Source organism: Paenibacillus sp. MT86, assembly GCF_058792535.1.
On the sequence record NZ_CM179499.1, the window covers coordinates 1,426,558 to 1,443,459 of the forward strand.

The window sequence follows — 16,902 nt, forward strand, 5'->3', positions numbered from 1 at the left end:
ATCTTGGGGGTACTTGCATGACGTTAACAGGGCGTTAAACAAATAGGGGAGGTTTTTAGCGTGAGAAAAATGAAAGGGCTTTCTTTATTGCTTATCTGTTTGTTATTTTTGATTACCGCCTGCAGCGGCGGAGGGGCCAAGCAGGCGGAGGCGCCGCCGGCGACCCCGGCTCCCAGCATGGAAACCGCGGCAGAGACTCCTAAAGAAGAACCCGCCGAACCTGAAGCAGAACCTGTTGATCTGGGCGGCCGCGTGATTAAGGTAGCCGCTTGGTGGGACCTGAAGCCGGCAGGCACAACGGCCGGTGAGAAGGCACGCCTGGAGAAGATCGCCGAAATCGAGAAGAAATACAATTGCAAAATCGAATTCGTCAACGTTCCCTTTGAGGAGTACATGAATAAATTCACGACAAGCGTGCTGGCAGGCGAGCCGTTCGCCGATATCGTGCAGTTGGAGTACGAGTCGGCATTGCCGGCGATTATGAAGGGACAGATCCTGCCGATCAGCGAATTTACCACGGACAAAAACAACATCAATAACGAAGCGGATCTGCAGACGAAATATCCATCCATTGGCGGAGGGGAATACGGCTTCGATAATCCGACTTCCATCGGGCTCGGACTTCATTACAACCGCGACCTGTTTAAGAAGAACGGGCTTCCGGATCTTCAGGAGCTGTATGCCAAGGGAGAATGGAACTGGGATAAATTCATGGAGCTTGCCAAACAGGCAACCAAAGATACGAATAACAACGGGAAAACGGACGTATGGGGCTTCTCCGGTTGGGCCATTGATGCGGTAAAGCATTTCACCGCCGCTAACGGGGGCAAAATCGTAGACGATTCCAACGGCAAAGAAGGCTTGTCCGATCCGAAGACATTAGAAGCAGCCGAGTTCGTGAACCGCCTCTACAACGTGGAGAAGGTTGTGAAAGTCAAGAGCGGCAACAAAACGAATTGGGAAGAAACCAACACCTTCAAAGACGGCGACGTAGCCATGTTTACGGCGGCGGAATGGATGCTGGGCGACATTACGTTCGAGGTTGGCGTGGTTCCGATTCCTGCCGGCCCGCAGGGATCGGCAGAAACAACGTATGCCAATACCGCCGCGTCCGCGAAGTTCATTGCCAAGGGCGTGAAAGATCCGGCCATCGTCTACCAAATTTACGAAGAGACGTTCGATATACCGCCGACCGAGGAATACCCGGGACAGGATTACCTGGAGAGCATCTATACCAATCAGGAAGACATCGACATGATTCGCGAGCATATTGCCGGAACCGGCGTCATCACGGTCGACGAAGCCTACACGGATTACCCTACGGGCGCTTTCATTGAGGACATTATCGTGAACAATCAATCGGTAACCGCTACGGCCGAGAAATATAAACAACAGGCACAGGCTGCTGTCGATAAAATGGGCAAATAAGATGGACGGGGGCGTTAAAGCTTAAAGCCGCGCCCCCTTCTCCTGAACAGGGGGATGAACATTGACACTTCAAACGCAGCTAAAAAAATGGATGACCCGGTTATTGGTTCTTGCGGCAATCTTGGCCGCTTTGACGTTGTTCTTTAATAGAGGGGGAAATGAGTCCGGAGCCGGGGGGAGGCCGGAACACGGCGGGACAGGGCTTACATTGGAACGTCCCGCATCGCTGGTCAATCTCAGCACGCAGCCGGGGAAAATCATTTCCTATGTCCAATATTTGTCGGAACATGACGGAAAAGATCGACCTGATCATGAGATCATGATTCCCGCGGCGGATTACAGCCGTGCCGACGGCGGGGAATTCCGCAGGCTGGAAGCTTATGAGGGTCATCCCGGAACCTCGTTGTTCACGGGGGAGAAGGGTGAGGTGGAATGGAAGGTTCATGTAGAGGAGGAGGGATTGTACAATCTGTCCCTGCTCTATTATCCGGTGGAAGGAAAGAGTTCTTCCATTGAGCGTTCCATCCGCATCGACGGGGAGGTCCCATTCCAGGAGGCCGCTTATTTGCAATTCGACCGCATATGGGGTAACGCCAAGGACGGCATCGATCAGGATAACCAGGGCAATGACCTGAGGCCGAAGCAAATCGAACGCCCCGCTTGGACCACGGCGGTGCTGAAGGATGCGGATGGTTACATCACGGAGCCGCTTCTTTTTTACTTTGAGGAGGGGGAGCATACCGTATCTTTAACGGCCGCGCGGGAACCGATGGTTATCGGGGAACTCAAGCTGTTCCAGCAGGAGAGTCCGCCGACGTATGCCGAGCTGTACCGGCAGTATGAGGCTGAAGGGATTCGAAGAACCGAAGGCGCCTTGCTGGCGATTCAGGGAGAAGACGCAGTCGCCAAATCCTCGCCGACCCTGTATCCGCTAAGCGAGCGTTCGAGTCCGAGCGTCAGCCCTTACAGTGCGTCGAAAGTCCGAATCAACACCATCGGCGGCTTCAACTGGCGGCTGCCCGGACAGTGGATCGAATGGGAACTGGACGTCCCGGAGAGCGGGCTCTATAAGATAGCGTTCAAATCGCAGCAAAATTTTGTGAGGGGAATGTACTCGACGCGAAAGCTGACGATCGACGGGAAGGTTCCGTTTGAAGAAATGAACCACGTCGCTTTCCGCTTCAAGAACGGATATCGCATGGACGTGCTTGGGGGCGATGAACCTTATCTGTTCCGGTTGGAGCAAGGCAAGCATGTGTTACGCCTCGAGGCGAGTCTGGGTGAATTCGCTCCCCTCATTCATGAGGTGGAGGACAGTCTGCTCAACCTGAATGCCATGTACCGCAAAATATTGATGATCACCGGCACGAATCCGGATGAATTCAGGGATTACCGCGTAGAGCAGCGGATACCGGAACTGCTGGAAGCCTTCCGGTACGAAAGCGGCAGACTGAAAGCGGTCGCGGCCAGATTGGTTGAGCTGTCGGGTCAATCCGGCGACCAGGAGGCGCTGCTGAAGACCATGGCGCTTCAGCTGGATGAGATGATCGAGAAGCCGGATACGATTCCGCGCAGGCTGGAGGCCTACAAGACGAATACCGGCGGACTCGGAACATGGCTGCAGCAGGCAAGGGAGCAGCCGCTGGAGATCGATGCCCTCTATGTTGCATCAGCCGATGCCAAGCTGCCGAAGAGCGGAATGGGGGCTGCCGATAAGGTGAAGCATGAGGCGTCGACGTTCTTTAGCTCCTTCTTCATCGATTACAACAATATCGGTAACGTCACGGATGAGAAGAACCAGCGTTCGATCACCGTATGGATCGGCAGCGGCCGTGATCAGGCCAATACCATCAAGGCGATGATCGACGAGACCTTTACGCCGGAGACCGGTATCAACGTGAATCTGAAGCTGGTGAACATGGGGACGCTGCTCCCCGCCACTTTGTCGGGACAGGGACCGGAGGTCGCGATGCAGATCGGCAATGACCTCCCCGTGAACTTTGCCATGCGAAATGCCGCAGCGGACCTGACGCAATTCCCTGACTTCGAATCGGTAGCGGCCAGATTCCGGGACAGCGCCTTGGTGCCATACCGATACCGCAGCGGCGTATATGCGCTGCCGGAGACGCAAACCTTCAACATGATGTTCTATCGGAAGGACGTGCTGGAGGAGCTGGGTCTTGAAGTTCCGAAGACTTGGGACGATGTGGCCAGCCTGCTTGCCGTATTGAACAAAAATCATATGCAATTCGGTCTTCCCGTCGTGGCGCAGGCACCGGATCAGTGGACCACGCTGCCGCCGAATTCGATGTATGCGGCGCTCCTGATGCAATCCGGCGGACAATTCTACCGCAACAACGGCCGGGAGTCGGATCTGGATTCCAAGATCGGACTGGAAGCATTTAAACAGTGGACGGAGTATTACACCGACTACAAGCTGGAACGGGAATACGATTTTGCGAACCGGTTCCGTACCGGACAGATGCCGATCGGCATTTCCGATTACACCACTTATAACCAGCTGTCGGTGTTCGCGCCGGAAATCCGCGGCGTATGGGGGTTCGCCCCCGTTCCGGGAACCGTTCAGGCGGACGGCACGATTGACCGCACCGTACCGAGCGGCGGCAGCGCCGTGCTGATGCTGGACGATGCGAAGGACAAGGATGCGGCCTGGGAATTCTTGAAATGGTGGACCAGCGATGCGACGCAGACGAATTTCGGCCGCGAAATGGAAGGGCTGATGGGCGCGGCGGCCCGCTATCCGACCGCCAACATCAAGGCGCTGGACAGTCTGCCGTGGCCGGTAGCCGACTACGAGAATTTGAAATCCCAATTCGAATGGGTTCAGGGAATACCCGAGGTGCCGGGCGGTTATTCGACGGGCAGGCATTTGTTCAATGCCTTCTATCGTGCGGTCATCAGCGGCATCGAGCCGCGGGAGGCCTTGATGGATTCGGTGCAGTATATTCACGACGAAATCCGAACCAAGCAAGCAGAATTCGGCGAGCTGCAGGAATAGGGGGAGTCCAATTTGCATAATGCCAGCCTTCAGGATCCTGAAGTTACGATGTCAGCCGCAATCCGCCCCGTCAAGCCGCAATCCTGGTGGAGGCGGAAGCTGGCGGAGATGAAGGCCAGCAAGCATTCCTATATTTTGCTTGCGCCTTATATGATCCTGTTCACGCTGTTTACCGTTTTTCCGGTCGTCATTTCGATGATTCTCAGCTTTACGTACTTCAATATGCTGGAGTTTCCGCGGTTTGTCGGCTGGGATAATTATACGCGCCTGTTCCTGGAGGACGATATCTTTCTGGTCGCGCTGAAGAACACGCTGCTCTTTGCCGCCATAACGGGACCCATCAGTTACTTGGCCTGCTTCCTGTTTGCTTGGGTCATCAATGAGCTGGGTCCGCGGCTGCGGGCGTTCATGACCCTGATCTTCTATGCGCCTTCGATCTCGGGGAACATTTACTTCATCTGGCTGATGATCTTCTCGGGAGACCGCTACGGCATAGCGAACGGCATGCTGATTAAGCTGGGCATCATCCTAGAGCCGATCCAATGGCTGAAAACCGAAGCGATGATCATGCCGATTATCATTTTGGTCCAGCTGTGGCTCAGCCTCGGAACCGGCTTCCTGGCCTTCATCGCCGGACTTCAAACCGTGGATAAAACACTCTACGAAGCGGGTGCCGTGGACGGGGTCCGCAACCGCTGGCAGGAGCTGTGGTTCATAACGCTGCCTTCGATGCGGCCGCAGCTTATGTTCGGCGCGGTCATCCAGCTTACGACATCGTTTGCCGTGGCCGACGTATCGATTGCGCTGGCCGGTTTCCCGAGCGTGAACTACGCGGCGGAAACCATCGTCACGCATCTCATCGATTTCGGGACTACGCGCTTTGAGATGGGTTTTGCGTCGGCGATTGCGACCGTGCTGTTCATCCTGATGGTGGGGACCAACCTGATCGTCCAAAAATTGCTGCGCAAGGTAGGTGAGTAGACGCGTGAGGGTTACATACGAACTTCCGAAAAAACGGGACGGCCGCCTGCTGAACGTCAGGCTTAAAACTCGCAGCAAACGGGTAAACCGCTCGTTCATGGGGACCTTCTCCCTGTTTGCGCTGCTGGCGGTGTTCGGCGCTTTCATGGCGCTGCCCCTGGTGTACGCCATCAACAACTCCTTCAAACCGCTGGACGAAATTTTCCTGTTCCCGCCGACGCTGTTTGTCCGCAATCCGACATGGAATAACTTTTCCGATTTGATCAATCTGCTCGGCCAGTCCTGGGTACCGTTCTCGCGGTATATCTTCAATACGGTTTTCATAACCGGGGTCGGCATTGTCGGTCATGTGATCTTTGCATCCGCAGCGGCTTATCCGCTGGCCAAACACAAGTTTCCGGGCAAGGTGTTCCTCTTCCAGGTCGTCGTGCTCTCGCTGATGTTCACGCCGGTTGTTACGGCAACGCCGAATTATATGATCCTGTCGTGGCTGGGGCTCATCGACACCTATTGGGCCGTCATTATACCGGCTTTCGGCTATTCGCTAGGGTTATATCTGATGAAGCAGTTCATGGAACAGATACCGGATGCCCTATTGGAAGCGGCCAAAATCGACGGAGCGAGCGAATACCGGATCTTCTGGTCCATCGTGATGCCGAACGTGAAGCCGGCGTGGCTCACGCTGATCATATTGCTGTTCCAGATCCTGTGGGGAACCGACGGCAACGGCTTTATTTACAGCGAACAGCTTAAGACCCTGCATTATGCATCCAATCAGATCATTCTGGGCGGTATTTCCCGGGCCGGCGCGGGCGCGGCCGTGGCAGTCATCCTGATGAGTGTGCCGATTGTGCTCTTTCTGTTCTCGCAGAGCCGGATCATCGAGACGATGGCGACCTCCGGGATGAAGGATTAGGGAGGGGATCAGATGTCAGCGAAAAAATGGTTGCTAACTCTCGCGGCGGCCTCCCTGCTGCTTACCGGCCTAATGCCGGGGAGCGTCTCCGCCAGTGCTCCGTACGAGAGCTATATCTACAATTATTGGGAGGAAACGGTTGCCGTGCCTGCGGCTTATTTGCCGGAACGCGCCGTTACGGGGAAGGAGCTGGGCATTGGGGATTTTTTGGATCCGAGCGATATGCATGTGTCGGAAGCCGGAAACGTCTACGTGCTGGACAGCGGCAACAAACGGATCGTTGTCCTGGACGACACGTGGAACGTGATCCGTGTGATTGATTCTTTCATGAACGAAGGGAAAGAGGACGGTTTTGCAAATCCTGCCGGCATCTTCATTGACGGGGATGAGCAAATCTATGTTGCGGATACGGACCATCAACGGGTTGTCGTGTTGACGACGGAAGGGTCGCTTGTCCGCATCATGGAGCAGCCGGAGTCGGATGTGCTGCCACAAGGCTTTCAATTCATTCCCCTGAAAGTAGCGGTGGATGAAGCCAAACGGGTATTCGTTGTCGCCCGCGGCGTTTACGAAGGCATTATGCAGTTCGAGGAGGACGGTACCTTTCTCGGGTACGTCGGAACGATTAAGGTAAAGCGCGATTATGGCGATTATTTCTGGAGATTGGTATCGACGAACGCGCAGAAAGCCCAGATGAGACTGTTCATCCCGACCGAGTTCTCCAATCTGGATATGGACGGCAAGGGGTTCGTCTATGCCACGAATATTGACGTCGGATCCAGGGAACCGATGAAACGCCTCAATCCGTCGGGAGAGGATGTGTTAAAGCGCTTCGGCTACTTTCCGGTTGCAGGAGATATTTATTATCGAAGAACGGTGGGGCCATCCAAGTTCGTTGATATTAAGGTGCTCGGCGACGGGATGTACAGCGCGCTGGACTCTACCCAAGGTCGCGTCTTCACATACGACGAGACCGGCAATCTGCTGTTCGTATACGGCGGCATCGGGAATCAGCTGGGCCTATTTAAGACGCCGGCGGCGATTGAACGGCTTGGGGACCGTCAGCTTGTGCTGGACCGGGGAAAGGCAAGCATCGTCATATTCGAGCCGACCGAGTTCGGGAAGCAGGTTAACCTTGCCGTCCGCCATCATTACCGGGGAGAAGACGCGGAGGCGGAGAGCTATTGGGAACGGGTTCTTCAGCTCAATGCGAACTATGACATCGCTTATATCGGCATCGGGAAAGCGAAGCTCATGAAGGGGGAGAACAAGGAAGCCCTTAAGTATTTTGAGCTGGGCATGGACCGCAAGAATTATTCCGTGGCGTATAAACGATATCGCAGGGAGGTCATGAAGGAGCATTTCGGCACCTTTTTATCGGCAGGGACCGGGGGCCTGCTGCTCTACGCGGTCTATAGAACGGTAAGAACCCGAAAGCAGAGGAGGGCAGGAAAGCATGAAGCAGGACTATCTTAAATTCCCCCTTCATTTGATCGTTCACCCCTTCGACGGATATTGGGACCTGAAGTACGAAAACCGGGGGCGGCTCGGGGTCGCTTATCTCGTATTGGCGCTCGTGGTCATTGCCATGATTCTGCAGCGGCAGTATGCGGGATTTCTGGTCAACTACAATGATCCGCGGACGCTGAGCAGCATCGACGAATTGATATTTATCGTCCTCCCGTTCTTCCTGTGGTGCGTCTCCAACTGGTCGGTCACCACGCTCATGGGCGGTGAAGGGAAGTTTAAGGAGATCGTGATGGCCAGCGCATATGCCCTCATTCCGATGATTCTGATCTATCCGCCCATGACGCTGGCGAGCCGGTTCATGGTCCAGGAAGAGACCGTGTTCTATTATCTGCTAACGACGGTAGCAGCGATCTGGTTTATCGGGCTGCTCTTTGTCGGCACGATGACGGTCCACCAATACTCGGCCGGCAAAACGGTCGTCACGATGTTACTGAGCCTGATCGTCATGGGCATTATCGTATTTCTGGGCACGCTCGTCCTGAGCATGCTGCAGCAGATTTACACGTTCGTTGTCAACGTTTACCGAGAGATCATTTTCAGGCAATAAGGAGGCCGTAGGCCGTGAAAAAAAGAAAATGGCTGTACACGGTGCTTGCATGTACCGTTATAACGTGCATGGCTGCGGGCTTTCTGATCTACGTGAACCGGGGAGCGCCGGCGGTCGACGTCGCTGCGTACAGTGCTGCGGCGACCGAGACGGCGCAGGGCAGGGAGCTCTCCGCCCTGAACGATTTGACAGGCGGCGTGCCCGGGATGGATCTGGTAGCGGAAACGGAGGCGCTTGCGCTGTACTACCATCCGGACACGACCGAGGTCGCGGTGCGGGATAAGCGGAGCGATACGGTATGGTACAGCAATCCGCCAGACCGGATGGAGGATGGAATTGCTTCGCCTTTCGAGAAAGAAGTGCTGTCTTCGCAATTGACGCTGACGTTCCGGGATGGGATCGGCACGCTTGAGACTTATCCGAATTATACGTGGAGCGTGATGAACGGGAACTATACGGCGGAAGCCTTGGACAACGGCGTTCGCGTCACGTATACGCTGGGAGATGTCTCGCTCGGGATCGACGCCTTGCCGAAATACATCTCGCAGGACCGGCTGCAGGAGAAGGTGGTCAGCAAGCTGGATGCGTCATTGGCCAGATACGTGCAGGCCCGGTATTACCCCATGAAGGATAACCCTGCGATGCTGGAGCGCCTGGACGACCAGATCAAGAAAGAGCTGGTTCTGAAAAAAATGCTGGGCGCTTTCGAGCAGGCGGGCTACACCGCGGAGGATCTTGCCTATGATAACGAAGCGGGCGGAGGAGCCGCCGCAAGCGCCTCTTCGAAGCCGCAGTTCAAGATTCCGCTCGAATACCGGCTGGAGGAGGATTCGCTTGTCGTTACGATACCGCTTGACCAGGTAACGGAAAGCGAGAGTCACCGCCTGCGCAGCGTGGAGCTGCTTCGCTATTTCGGCGCGGCGGGAACGAAGGCCGAGGGTTATATGCTGGTGCCGGACGGCAGCGGCAGCCTGATCCACCTGAATAACGGCAAAGTGAAGGAAGAACAGTACGTGCAGCGCATATACGGCACCGATCCGAATCATAACAGCAGCAGCCGCGGACAGGTGGCCGAGCAGGCGCGGATGCCCGTATTCGGCATGAAGAACGGGGACGGCGGCTGGTTTGCCGTGATTGAAGAAGGCGACGCCATCGCGAGTGTGTCCGCGGACATTGGCGGGAAGCAGAATTCGTACAATCATGTATTCAGCAGCTTTGCCGTGCGCGGCGAGGATATGCTGGAGCTTTACACCGGAAGTACGGTGCAGGAAATCCAGCTGTTGAATGACAAGCTGTACAACGGGAAGCTGTCCGTCAAATACCGTTTCCTGTCCGGCGAAGAGGCCAGCTACTCCGGCATGGCCCGCTTGTATCAGGAAACGCTTGCGAAGGAAAACAAGCTGGTTCCCCTGGAAGAAGCGGAGGGCATTCCGTTCTATCTCGATATGCTGGGAAGCGTGGATAAACGGAGATCTTTTCTGGGCGTACCGTATGATGCCGTCGTCTCGATGACCACCTTCGAGCAGGCAGGCGAGATCGCCGCTCTTCTGAACGGCGAGGGCATCGCCAATCTCCGAATGCGTTATCTCGGCTGGTTTGGCCAAGGCGTCCATCACAAAACCCCGGTGAAGGTAAAGACGGACAGCGTTGTCGGAAACGCCGCCGAGCTTAAGGCACTATCCAAGCAATTGCAGGACGCCGGCGGCGGGCTGTATCCGGATGTTGCCTTCCAGCATGTCTACCATGACGATGGGGCGTTTACGCCGTCATCCGATGCCTCCCGTTTCGTAACCAGGGAAACGGCAGCGCTGCATCCGTATGACCGGAACACGAACCGGATGAACTCGTATTACGGCACGTACAACCTGATGTCGCCGGCGAAGCTTCCCTATTACGTGGACCGATTCACAGGGCAATATGAACGGTTTGGCATGGGGGCCGTGTCATTGCGGGACCTGGGCGATGTCCTGAGCTCCGATTACCGGGTGCAACGGGTGGTTTTCCGAGAAACCGCGAAGTTTATCGTGACCGATCAGTTGAAGGCGCTGCACGAGGCATACCCGGATACGATGGTTTCCGGTGCCAATGCTTACAGCTGGCCATATGCAGGCCACGTGCTCGATGTCCCGACGTCGAGCAGCGGATTTGGGCTGACGGATGAAGCCGTGCCGTTTTATCAAATGGTCATTCACGGCTACCTGGATTATGCGGGAGCAGCGGTCAATAACCTGAATGAACAACATTTGCGCAAAGCGCTCCTGCAGTCGCTGGAATTGGGAACGGCTCCGCATTTCCTATGGTCTTATGAACTAAGCTCGAAGCTGAAGTATACGCGTTTCGATGACATGTACTCCACGCATTACAAGGATTGGTTCGAAGAAGCGGTTTCCTTGTACCACGAGCTGAACGAGGTGCTGGCGCCGATCCGGACGCAGCGAATGGTGGAGCATAAGCGGCATGAAGACGGCGTGGTGGAAGTAAGGTACGAGAACGGCGCCTCGATTCTGATCAATTATACCGATCAAGCGGTTGATGTTAACGGGGTCCTGGTGGAACCGCAAAATTACGCTGTAGGTGGTGACCGGGCATGAAAATGAGATTGTCCCTGACTCAGAAAAGATCCATGCTCGGCCTCCTCTTCATCGCGCCATGGCTGATCGGCTTTATCTTTTTGTTTGCCGGGCCTCTGTTTCAGTCCATTTTGTTCAGCTTCAGTAAATTGAACATCTCTCCCACGGGCTATGAGCTGGAGCCGGTAGGTTGGAGCAATTTCAACACCGCGCTGTTCGTGGACGCGAACTTCAACCGGATCCTGACGGAATCGATACTGGGCATGGTGGTGGACGTTCCGCTGATCTTGTTTTTCAGTCTGTTCTCGGCCGTTCTGCTGAATCAGAAATTCCGGGGGAGAGCCCTTGCGAGAGCGATCTTCTTCCTGCCGGTCATCCTGGCGTCAGGCGCGATTTCGGCAGCGGAAACCTCGGGTCTGATCAATCTGGTCGGAAATGCGACGGTGGCGGAGGAGCTTGGGCAAGCCTCCGGGCAGTTCAACGTGCTATCGATGGTGCGCATCTTGTCCGAAGCCGGATTTCCCATTACCGTAACCGAGTACATTATCGGGGCGGTCATGAGGATCTACGATATTATCAGCAGCTCGGGCGTGCAGATTCTGATCTTTCTTGCCGCCCTGCAGGCCGTCCCTGGCTCGATGTACGAGGTCGCGAAGATAGAAGGGGCTACCGCTTATGAATCGTTCTGGAAAATCACCTTTCCGATGGTGAGCCCGCTCATCCTGACGAACATGATTTATACCATCATCGATTCGTTCGCGGACAGCACCGTGACCCGAACGATTTATGAGACGGCCTTCAAAACGCAGAATTTCGGGCTCAGTGCCGCGATGGCGTGGCTGTATACCATCGTTATCAGCTTGCTGCTGGTGTTGATGGGAATCATCGTCTCAAGGAAAACCTTTTATCAAAACTAATGGCAAAGAGATTCCTGACTGACGGGTGCAGGAAAAAAAGGAGGTCCTTATGGCATCGATTCGGGATCGCTCGGACGAAACGGCTCAGGAACGACTGAACCGGTTCAAGAACAAGGCGCTGCCGATTCTGTGGTCAGTGTTCCGCTATCTGCTGATCATCGGCATCACATTCATCATTATCTATCCGATCATCACCAAATTCTCCGTCGCGTTCAAAGACAAACAGGATATTTATAACCCGACGATTTACATGATTCCGGTGCATTTCACATTGGATAATTTCAAGATCGTGCTCGACCTGCTGGATTATTGGCCGCTGCTGCTGAACACGATGATTTACGTATTCATCACGATGCTGCTGACCACGATGTCGACGGCGCTTGCCGGGTATGGCTTTGCAAGGTTCACCTTTCCGGGAAGCAATCTGCTGTTCGGCCTGGTGGTGCTGACGATCCTGATCCCGATGAGCACGCTGATGGTGCCGATGTATTTGCATTTCCGCAGCTTTGACATTCTGGGACTGGTTCACTTGTTTTCCGGAAAAGAGGGCATCAACCTGCTGAACAGCTACTGGCCATCGATCATTACATCGGCCACGGCCACCGGGCTTAAGGCCGGACTGTTCATTTATATCTTCCGCCAATTTTTCCGGGGGCTGCCGAAGGAGATTGAGGAGGCGGCGCTGATTGACGGGGCAGGCGGGATTAAGACGTTTTTTGCGATCATGCTTCCCAATGCGATTCCGCCGCTCATTACGGTGACGCTGTTCTCGTTCGTCTGGCAGTATAACGACACCTTCTATACCTCGCTCTTTATGAGCGAACAGTCCCTCATGCCGCTGAAAATCGCTTCGCTGCCGGCGGACGCCAACCAGTTTCTCCCGGCTCTGATGGGGCTCGGCTCATCGGCCAAGGCCGATCCGAACTATGTGGCGCTTGTGGTGGATACGGGGATTTTGCTGGCCATTCTGCCGCTGATCGGATTGTATCTGTTCGTGCAGCGCCATTTTGTGGAGAGCGTGGAGCGTACGGGGGTTGTCGGGTAGAGGCTGCTGCAGGGCAGGTGCAATCCCGAAGAATGCGTAACATGCCGCAGGACAGATGTTGTGCTTGCCTGATTAGGTATGCCGCAGGAATCGGGCTGTGCCATTGGGTGTGACGGATGGAGGAAATGTGTGGGATCTTTCATCCATACGGCAATTACAGGATAGGAGTGAATCGCATGACAAAAGCAAGCAGCAGCTATGAGGTCCGGCCGGACTTGATCAATCCGGCCGCTTCGAATGAAGCGAAACGGTTAATGGGTTATCTGTGCAGCATTTACGGCAAGCGGATGCTGACCGGGCAGCAGATTGGGGTTGTGTCAACGCCGGAATTCGAGATGATCCGCGAGGTCACGGGAAAATACCCGGCCGTCGGCGGGTTCGATTTCATGAATTACTCCCCATCCCGGGTGGAGCGCGGAGCCGAGCGTCAAGATACGGATCTGGCGATGAAGTGGTGGGACCGCGGCGGGATCGTCACCTTTTGCTGGCATTGGAATGCCCCGAAGGATCTGATCGATTTGCCGCCGGACCGGACTTGGGGCCGAGGTTTTTATACCAATGCGACAACCTTTGATATCGCACGGGCGATGTTGGAGCCTTCGTCGGAAGAGTACGGCCTTATCATCCGGGATATCGATGCGATCGCTGCCGAGCTCAAGCGTCTGCAGGATGCCGGCATTCCGGTGCTGTGGAGACCGCTTCACGAGGCATCGGGCGGATGGTTCTGGTGGGGGGCCAAAGGCCCCGAGCCTTGCATCGCGCTTTGGAAGCTGATGTACGAGCGCATGACGCATCACCACGAATTGAACAACCTGATCTGGGTATGGAACGGGCAGCACAAGGATTGGTATCCGGGCGATTCCTACGTCGATATCATCGGGGAGGACATTTATCCGCCTGCCCGGGATTACGGCTCGCAATCCGAGCGGTTCCGCACCGCTGCATCGTATACGGATGCGGCAAAAATCATTGCCCTGACCGAGAACGGTGTCATACCCGACCCCGATCTCATGCAGGAGGACGGATGCCCGTGGGCATGGAATTGCACATGGTATGGAAACTTTGTGTTCACAGGGGAAGGAAATAACCGGAGGTATTCAGAAGAGTATACGGATGAGTTGCAGCTGATCCGTACCTATCATCATCCGTTTACGGTCACGCTGGATGAACTTCCGGATCTGAAAGGCTGACGGCTTGATCTGTAAGGCATGCCAATTATAGGCCGCTGCCGCTCGCCGGGAAGCTGATCGTAGCGTGGAGAACGAGCTGAAGTGCGAAAAAAGTCACGTCTGTATGAGGTATGACCCGAACCGCATCAAAATCAATATATAGAGATGGAGAGAGACGATCATGAATTTTAACGTTATGACTTTAAATCAATGGAAATTCAAGGCTTGCGACGAATCCGAGTGGCTTCCGGCCCAGGTGCCGGGCTGCGTTCATACCGACCTGCTGAAGAATGGCATCATCCCCGATCCCTTCTACGGGACGAATGAGCATGACCTGCAGTGGATCGATAAGAAGGATTGGGAATATGAGACGTCATTTGATTTGGATTCGAATCTGAGCGCACAATCCCGCATCGAACTCGTATTCGACGGATTGGATACCTACGCGGACGTGTTCGTGAACGGGGCCAAGGTGCTTTCCGCCGATAATATGTTTCGTTCATGGCGGATCGATGTGAAATCACAGCTCAAGGATTCGGGAAATGTGATGAAGATCCGCTTCCGTTCCCCTATCCAGGAGGATCTGCCGAAGCTTGAGAAGCTCGGATATCCGCTGCCTGCTTCGAATGACCAGTCCGAGGTTGGCGGGATGGGCGACCAGAAAGTGAGTATTTTTGCCCGCAAAGCGCCTTATCATTACGGCTGGGATTGGGGGCCGCGTTTCGTGACCAGCGGGATCTGGCGGGAGGCCAGGCTCGAGGCTTGGTCCGAAGTCAGGCTGGATGATTTGTTTATTCGCCAGGATGAGGTTACGGCAGAAATGGCCAGGGTTACGGCCGTTGCCACCATTGCAGCGGAGCAAGCTTGGCAAGGCGTGCTTCGGGTAAGTGCGGGCGGCCAGACATGGGAACAGGATGTTCTGCTGAAAGAAGGCCGTCATTCGGTTGAATTGAGCCTTGAACTTGCCGAGCCGAAGCTGTGGTGGTGCCGCGGCCTGGGCGAGGCCCATCTGTATTCGTTCCATGCCGAGCTGGCGGAAGCGGAACGGACCGTTGCGGAGAAAAAGGTTCGAACCGGCCTGCGCAGCGTCAAGCTGGTACGTGAACAGGATAGCCGCGGCACGTCCTTTTACATCGAGCTCAACGGCACGCCTGTGTTTGCCAAGGGAGCGAACCATATTCCGAACGACAGCTTCATAACGGAAGTGACGGCGGAACGCTATCGCCATGAAATCGCGTCCGCAGCGGAATCGAACATGAATATGCTGCGCGTATGGGGCGGCGGTATTTATGAAGAGGACGTCTTTTACGATCTGTGTGATGAATACGGGCTCATGGTATGGCAGGATTTCATGTTTGCTTGCAGCATGTATCCAGGCGACGAGGCTTTTCTGGAGAACGTTCGGCTGGAAGCGGAGGAGAACCTGGTCCGTCTGCGGAATCACCCGAGCATCGTGCTCTGGTGCGGCAACAACGAGATTGATTCCGCTTGGGCGCACTATGAAGAGAAGGGCGGCTGGGGCTGGAAGCAGGACTATACCGAGGAGCTCCGCGAAAAGATCTGGAGCGACTACGAAAAGATATTCCACGAAATTCTTCCTGAGGCCGTAACCGGTTATGCTCCGGGAGCGGAGTATTGGCCTTCCTCCCCGCTGGTATCGCTCAGCCATGACAAGGAGCAGCATGCCAATCCTTCCACAACGAGCGGGGATATTCATTACTGGGGCGTGTGGCATAACACGGAGCCGTTTGACAACTACAACGTTTACGTCGGCCGATTTATGAGCGAATACGGGTTCCAGTCCTTCCCGGAACCGAAAACGGTGCGGACATATGCGGAAGATCGCGATATGGAGCTGGAGTCGAAGGTCATGCTGGCTCATCAGAAGAACGGTGCCGGCAACCGCTTGATCAAGAGTTACATGGATCAATATTATAACGAGCCGAAGGATTTCGAGGCTTTCCTGTACATGAGCCAGATCCAGCAGGCCGAAGCGATGAAGACGGCGATCGAAGCCCACCGCCGCAACAAGCCGTATTGCATGGGCACGCTGTATTGGCAGATGAACGACTGCTGGCCGGTCGCTTCGTGGGCAGGCATGGATTACCTCGGCAGATGGAAGGCGCTGCAGTACGTGGCCAAGCGCTGCTTCCGGGATGTCAGTCTCTCGGTCGAATCCAAGGAACAGGAGATTCGGGTTCATCTCGTATCCGATATTTCAGAAGCGGTCCAGGGCACGCTGAAGGTTCAGTTATTCGATTTTAACGGAAAAGAGCTCTATGGATCCGAGCAGCCGATCCGTGCGGAAGAGCAAGCGTCGCTCGTCGTATTCCGGGCTGCGGCCGATGAGCTGCTCCGCGGGCATGATTCATCCGAGGTCGTGCTGTTGGCGCAATGGCTTCAGGATGGAGTCGTGGTTGATAGCAAAACATTCTATTTCGTGAATGACAAGCATCTTCGTCTGCACAGTCCGACCATCAGCGTAAAAGAAGTCGAAGGAAGCGATGGTACGGCGTTTGTGCTGGAGAGCAACGTGCTTGCCCGCCACGTATGGCTGTCCGCCGAAGCGGAAGGCTTCTACAGCGATAACTTCTTCGACCTGATTCCGGGCATCCCGGTGACCGTATCCTTCAGCCGCCGAGATAACGGAGAGCAGGCATTTGTACCAGGCAAGCCGGGCCGGGCCGAGGTTCGGTCCATGGCTGATTGCATCGATCCGTCAATGGTGCTGACCGTGTAATTCATCCTGCAATCGATCCGCTAACAAAGCCGCCCCTATA

Annotated in this window: 11 protein-coding genes; all 11 read left to right on the forward strand. The window is 55.1% G+C overall.

Annotation, left to right across the window (positions count from 1 at the left end; all coding sequences use genetic code 11):
• Positions 1–60 precede the first annotated feature (60 nt).
• Complete coding sequence (locus tag AC3RCL_RS06155) at positions 61–1,428, forward strand: ABC transporter substrate-binding protein (protein WP_492534892.1); 1,368 nt, start codon at positions 61–63, stop codon at positions 1,426–1,428.
• Between the two features lie 61 nt (positions 1,429–1,489).
• Positions 1,490–4,447 (forward strand): extracellular solute-binding protein, encoded by a 2,958-nt coding sequence (locus AC3RCL_RS06160; protein WP_492534894.1) that lies wholly within the window; start codon positions 1,490–1,492, stop codon positions 4,445–4,447.
• A 12-nt stretch (positions 4,448–4,459) separates the two neighbouring features.
• Positions 4,460–5,428: a carbohydrate ABC transporter permease gene (locus tag AC3RCL_RS06165; RefSeq protein WP_096775183.1), complete on the forward strand. Its 969-nt coding sequence runs from the start codon at positions 4,460–4,462 to the stop codon at positions 5,426–5,428.
• A gap of 4 nt (positions 5,429–5,432) precedes the next feature.
• Positions 5,433–6,344 (forward strand): carbohydrate ABC transporter permease, encoded by a 912-nt coding sequence (locus AC3RCL_RS06170; protein WP_492534896.1) that lies wholly within the window; start codon positions 5,433–5,435, stop codon positions 6,342–6,344.
• Between the two features lie 12 nt (positions 6,345–6,356).
• Entirely contained in the window at positions 6,357–7,820 is a 1,464-nt protein-coding gene (locus AC3RCL_RS06175; RefSeq protein ID WP_192569499.1) for a gluconolactonase, read from the forward strand.
• Positions 7,801–8,421, forward strand: a complete 621-nt coding sequence (locus AC3RCL_RS06180) for a YIP1 family protein (protein WP_492534898.1) — start codon at positions 7,801–7,803, stop codon at positions 8,419–8,421. The genes AC3RCL_RS06175 and AC3RCL_RS06180 overlap by 20 nt, the downstream gene beginning before the upstream one ends.
• A gap of 14 nt (positions 8,422–8,435) precedes the next feature.
• Complete coding sequence (locus AC3RCL_RS06185; protein ID WP_492534900.1) at positions 8,436–11,012, forward strand: DUF5696 domain-containing protein; 2,577 nt, start codon at positions 8,436–8,438, stop codon at positions 11,010–11,012.
• On the forward strand, positions 11,009–11,908 hold the full coding sequence (locus AC3RCL_RS06190) for a carbohydrate ABC transporter permease (RefSeq protein ID WP_009589745.1): 900 nt from the start codon (positions 11,009–11,011) through the stop codon (positions 11,906–11,908). Before AC3RCL_RS06185 ends, AC3RCL_RS06190 begins: the two co-directional genes overlap by 4 nt.
• Before the next feature lie 49 nt (positions 11,909–11,957).
• Complete coding sequence (locus AC3RCL_RS06195) at positions 11,958–12,953, forward strand: carbohydrate ABC transporter permease (RefSeq protein WP_096775188.1); 996 nt, start codon at positions 11,958–11,960, stop codon at positions 12,951–12,953.
• A gap of 176 nt (positions 12,954–13,129) precedes the next feature.
• Positions 13,130–14,143 (forward strand): glycosyl hydrolase, encoded by a 1,014-nt coding sequence (locus AC3RCL_RS06200; protein WP_375120729.1) that lies wholly within the window; start codon positions 13,130–13,132, stop codon positions 14,141–14,143.
• Between the two features lie 160 nt (positions 14,144–14,303).
• Entirely contained in the window at positions 14,304–16,862 is a 2,559-nt protein-coding gene (locus AC3RCL_RS06205) for a glycoside hydrolase family 2 protein (protein ID WP_492534903.1), read from the forward strand.
• Positions 16,863–16,902 lie beyond the last annotated feature (40 nt).

Excerpts from the sequence above, each read along its gene's own strand:
- AC3RCL_RS06175 (WP_192569499.1), top strand. The coding sequence starts at position 6,357 with ATGTCAGCGAAAAAATGGTTGCTAACTCTCGCGGCGGCCTCCCTGCTG.
- AC3RCL_RS06190 (WP_009589745.1), top strand. The coding sequence starts at position 11,009 with ATGAAAATGAGATTGTCCCTGACTCAGAAAAGATCCATGCTCGGCCTC.
- AC3RCL_RS06200 (WP_375120729.1), top strand. The coding sequence starts at position 13,130 with ATGACAAAAGCAAGCAGCAGCTATGAGGTCCGGCCGGACTTGATCAAT.
- AC3RCL_RS06180 (WP_492534898.1), top strand. The coding sequence starts at position 7,801 with ATGAAGCAGGACTATCTTAAATTCCCCCTTCATTTGATCGTTCACCCC.
- AC3RCL_RS06195 (WP_096775188.1), top strand. The coding sequence starts at position 11,958 with ATGGCATCGATTCGGGATCGCTCGGACGAAACGGCTCAGGAACGACTG.
- AC3RCL_RS06205 (WP_492534903.1), top strand. The coding sequence starts at position 14,304 with ATGAATTTTAACGTTATGACTTTAAATCAATGGAAATTCAAGGCTTGC.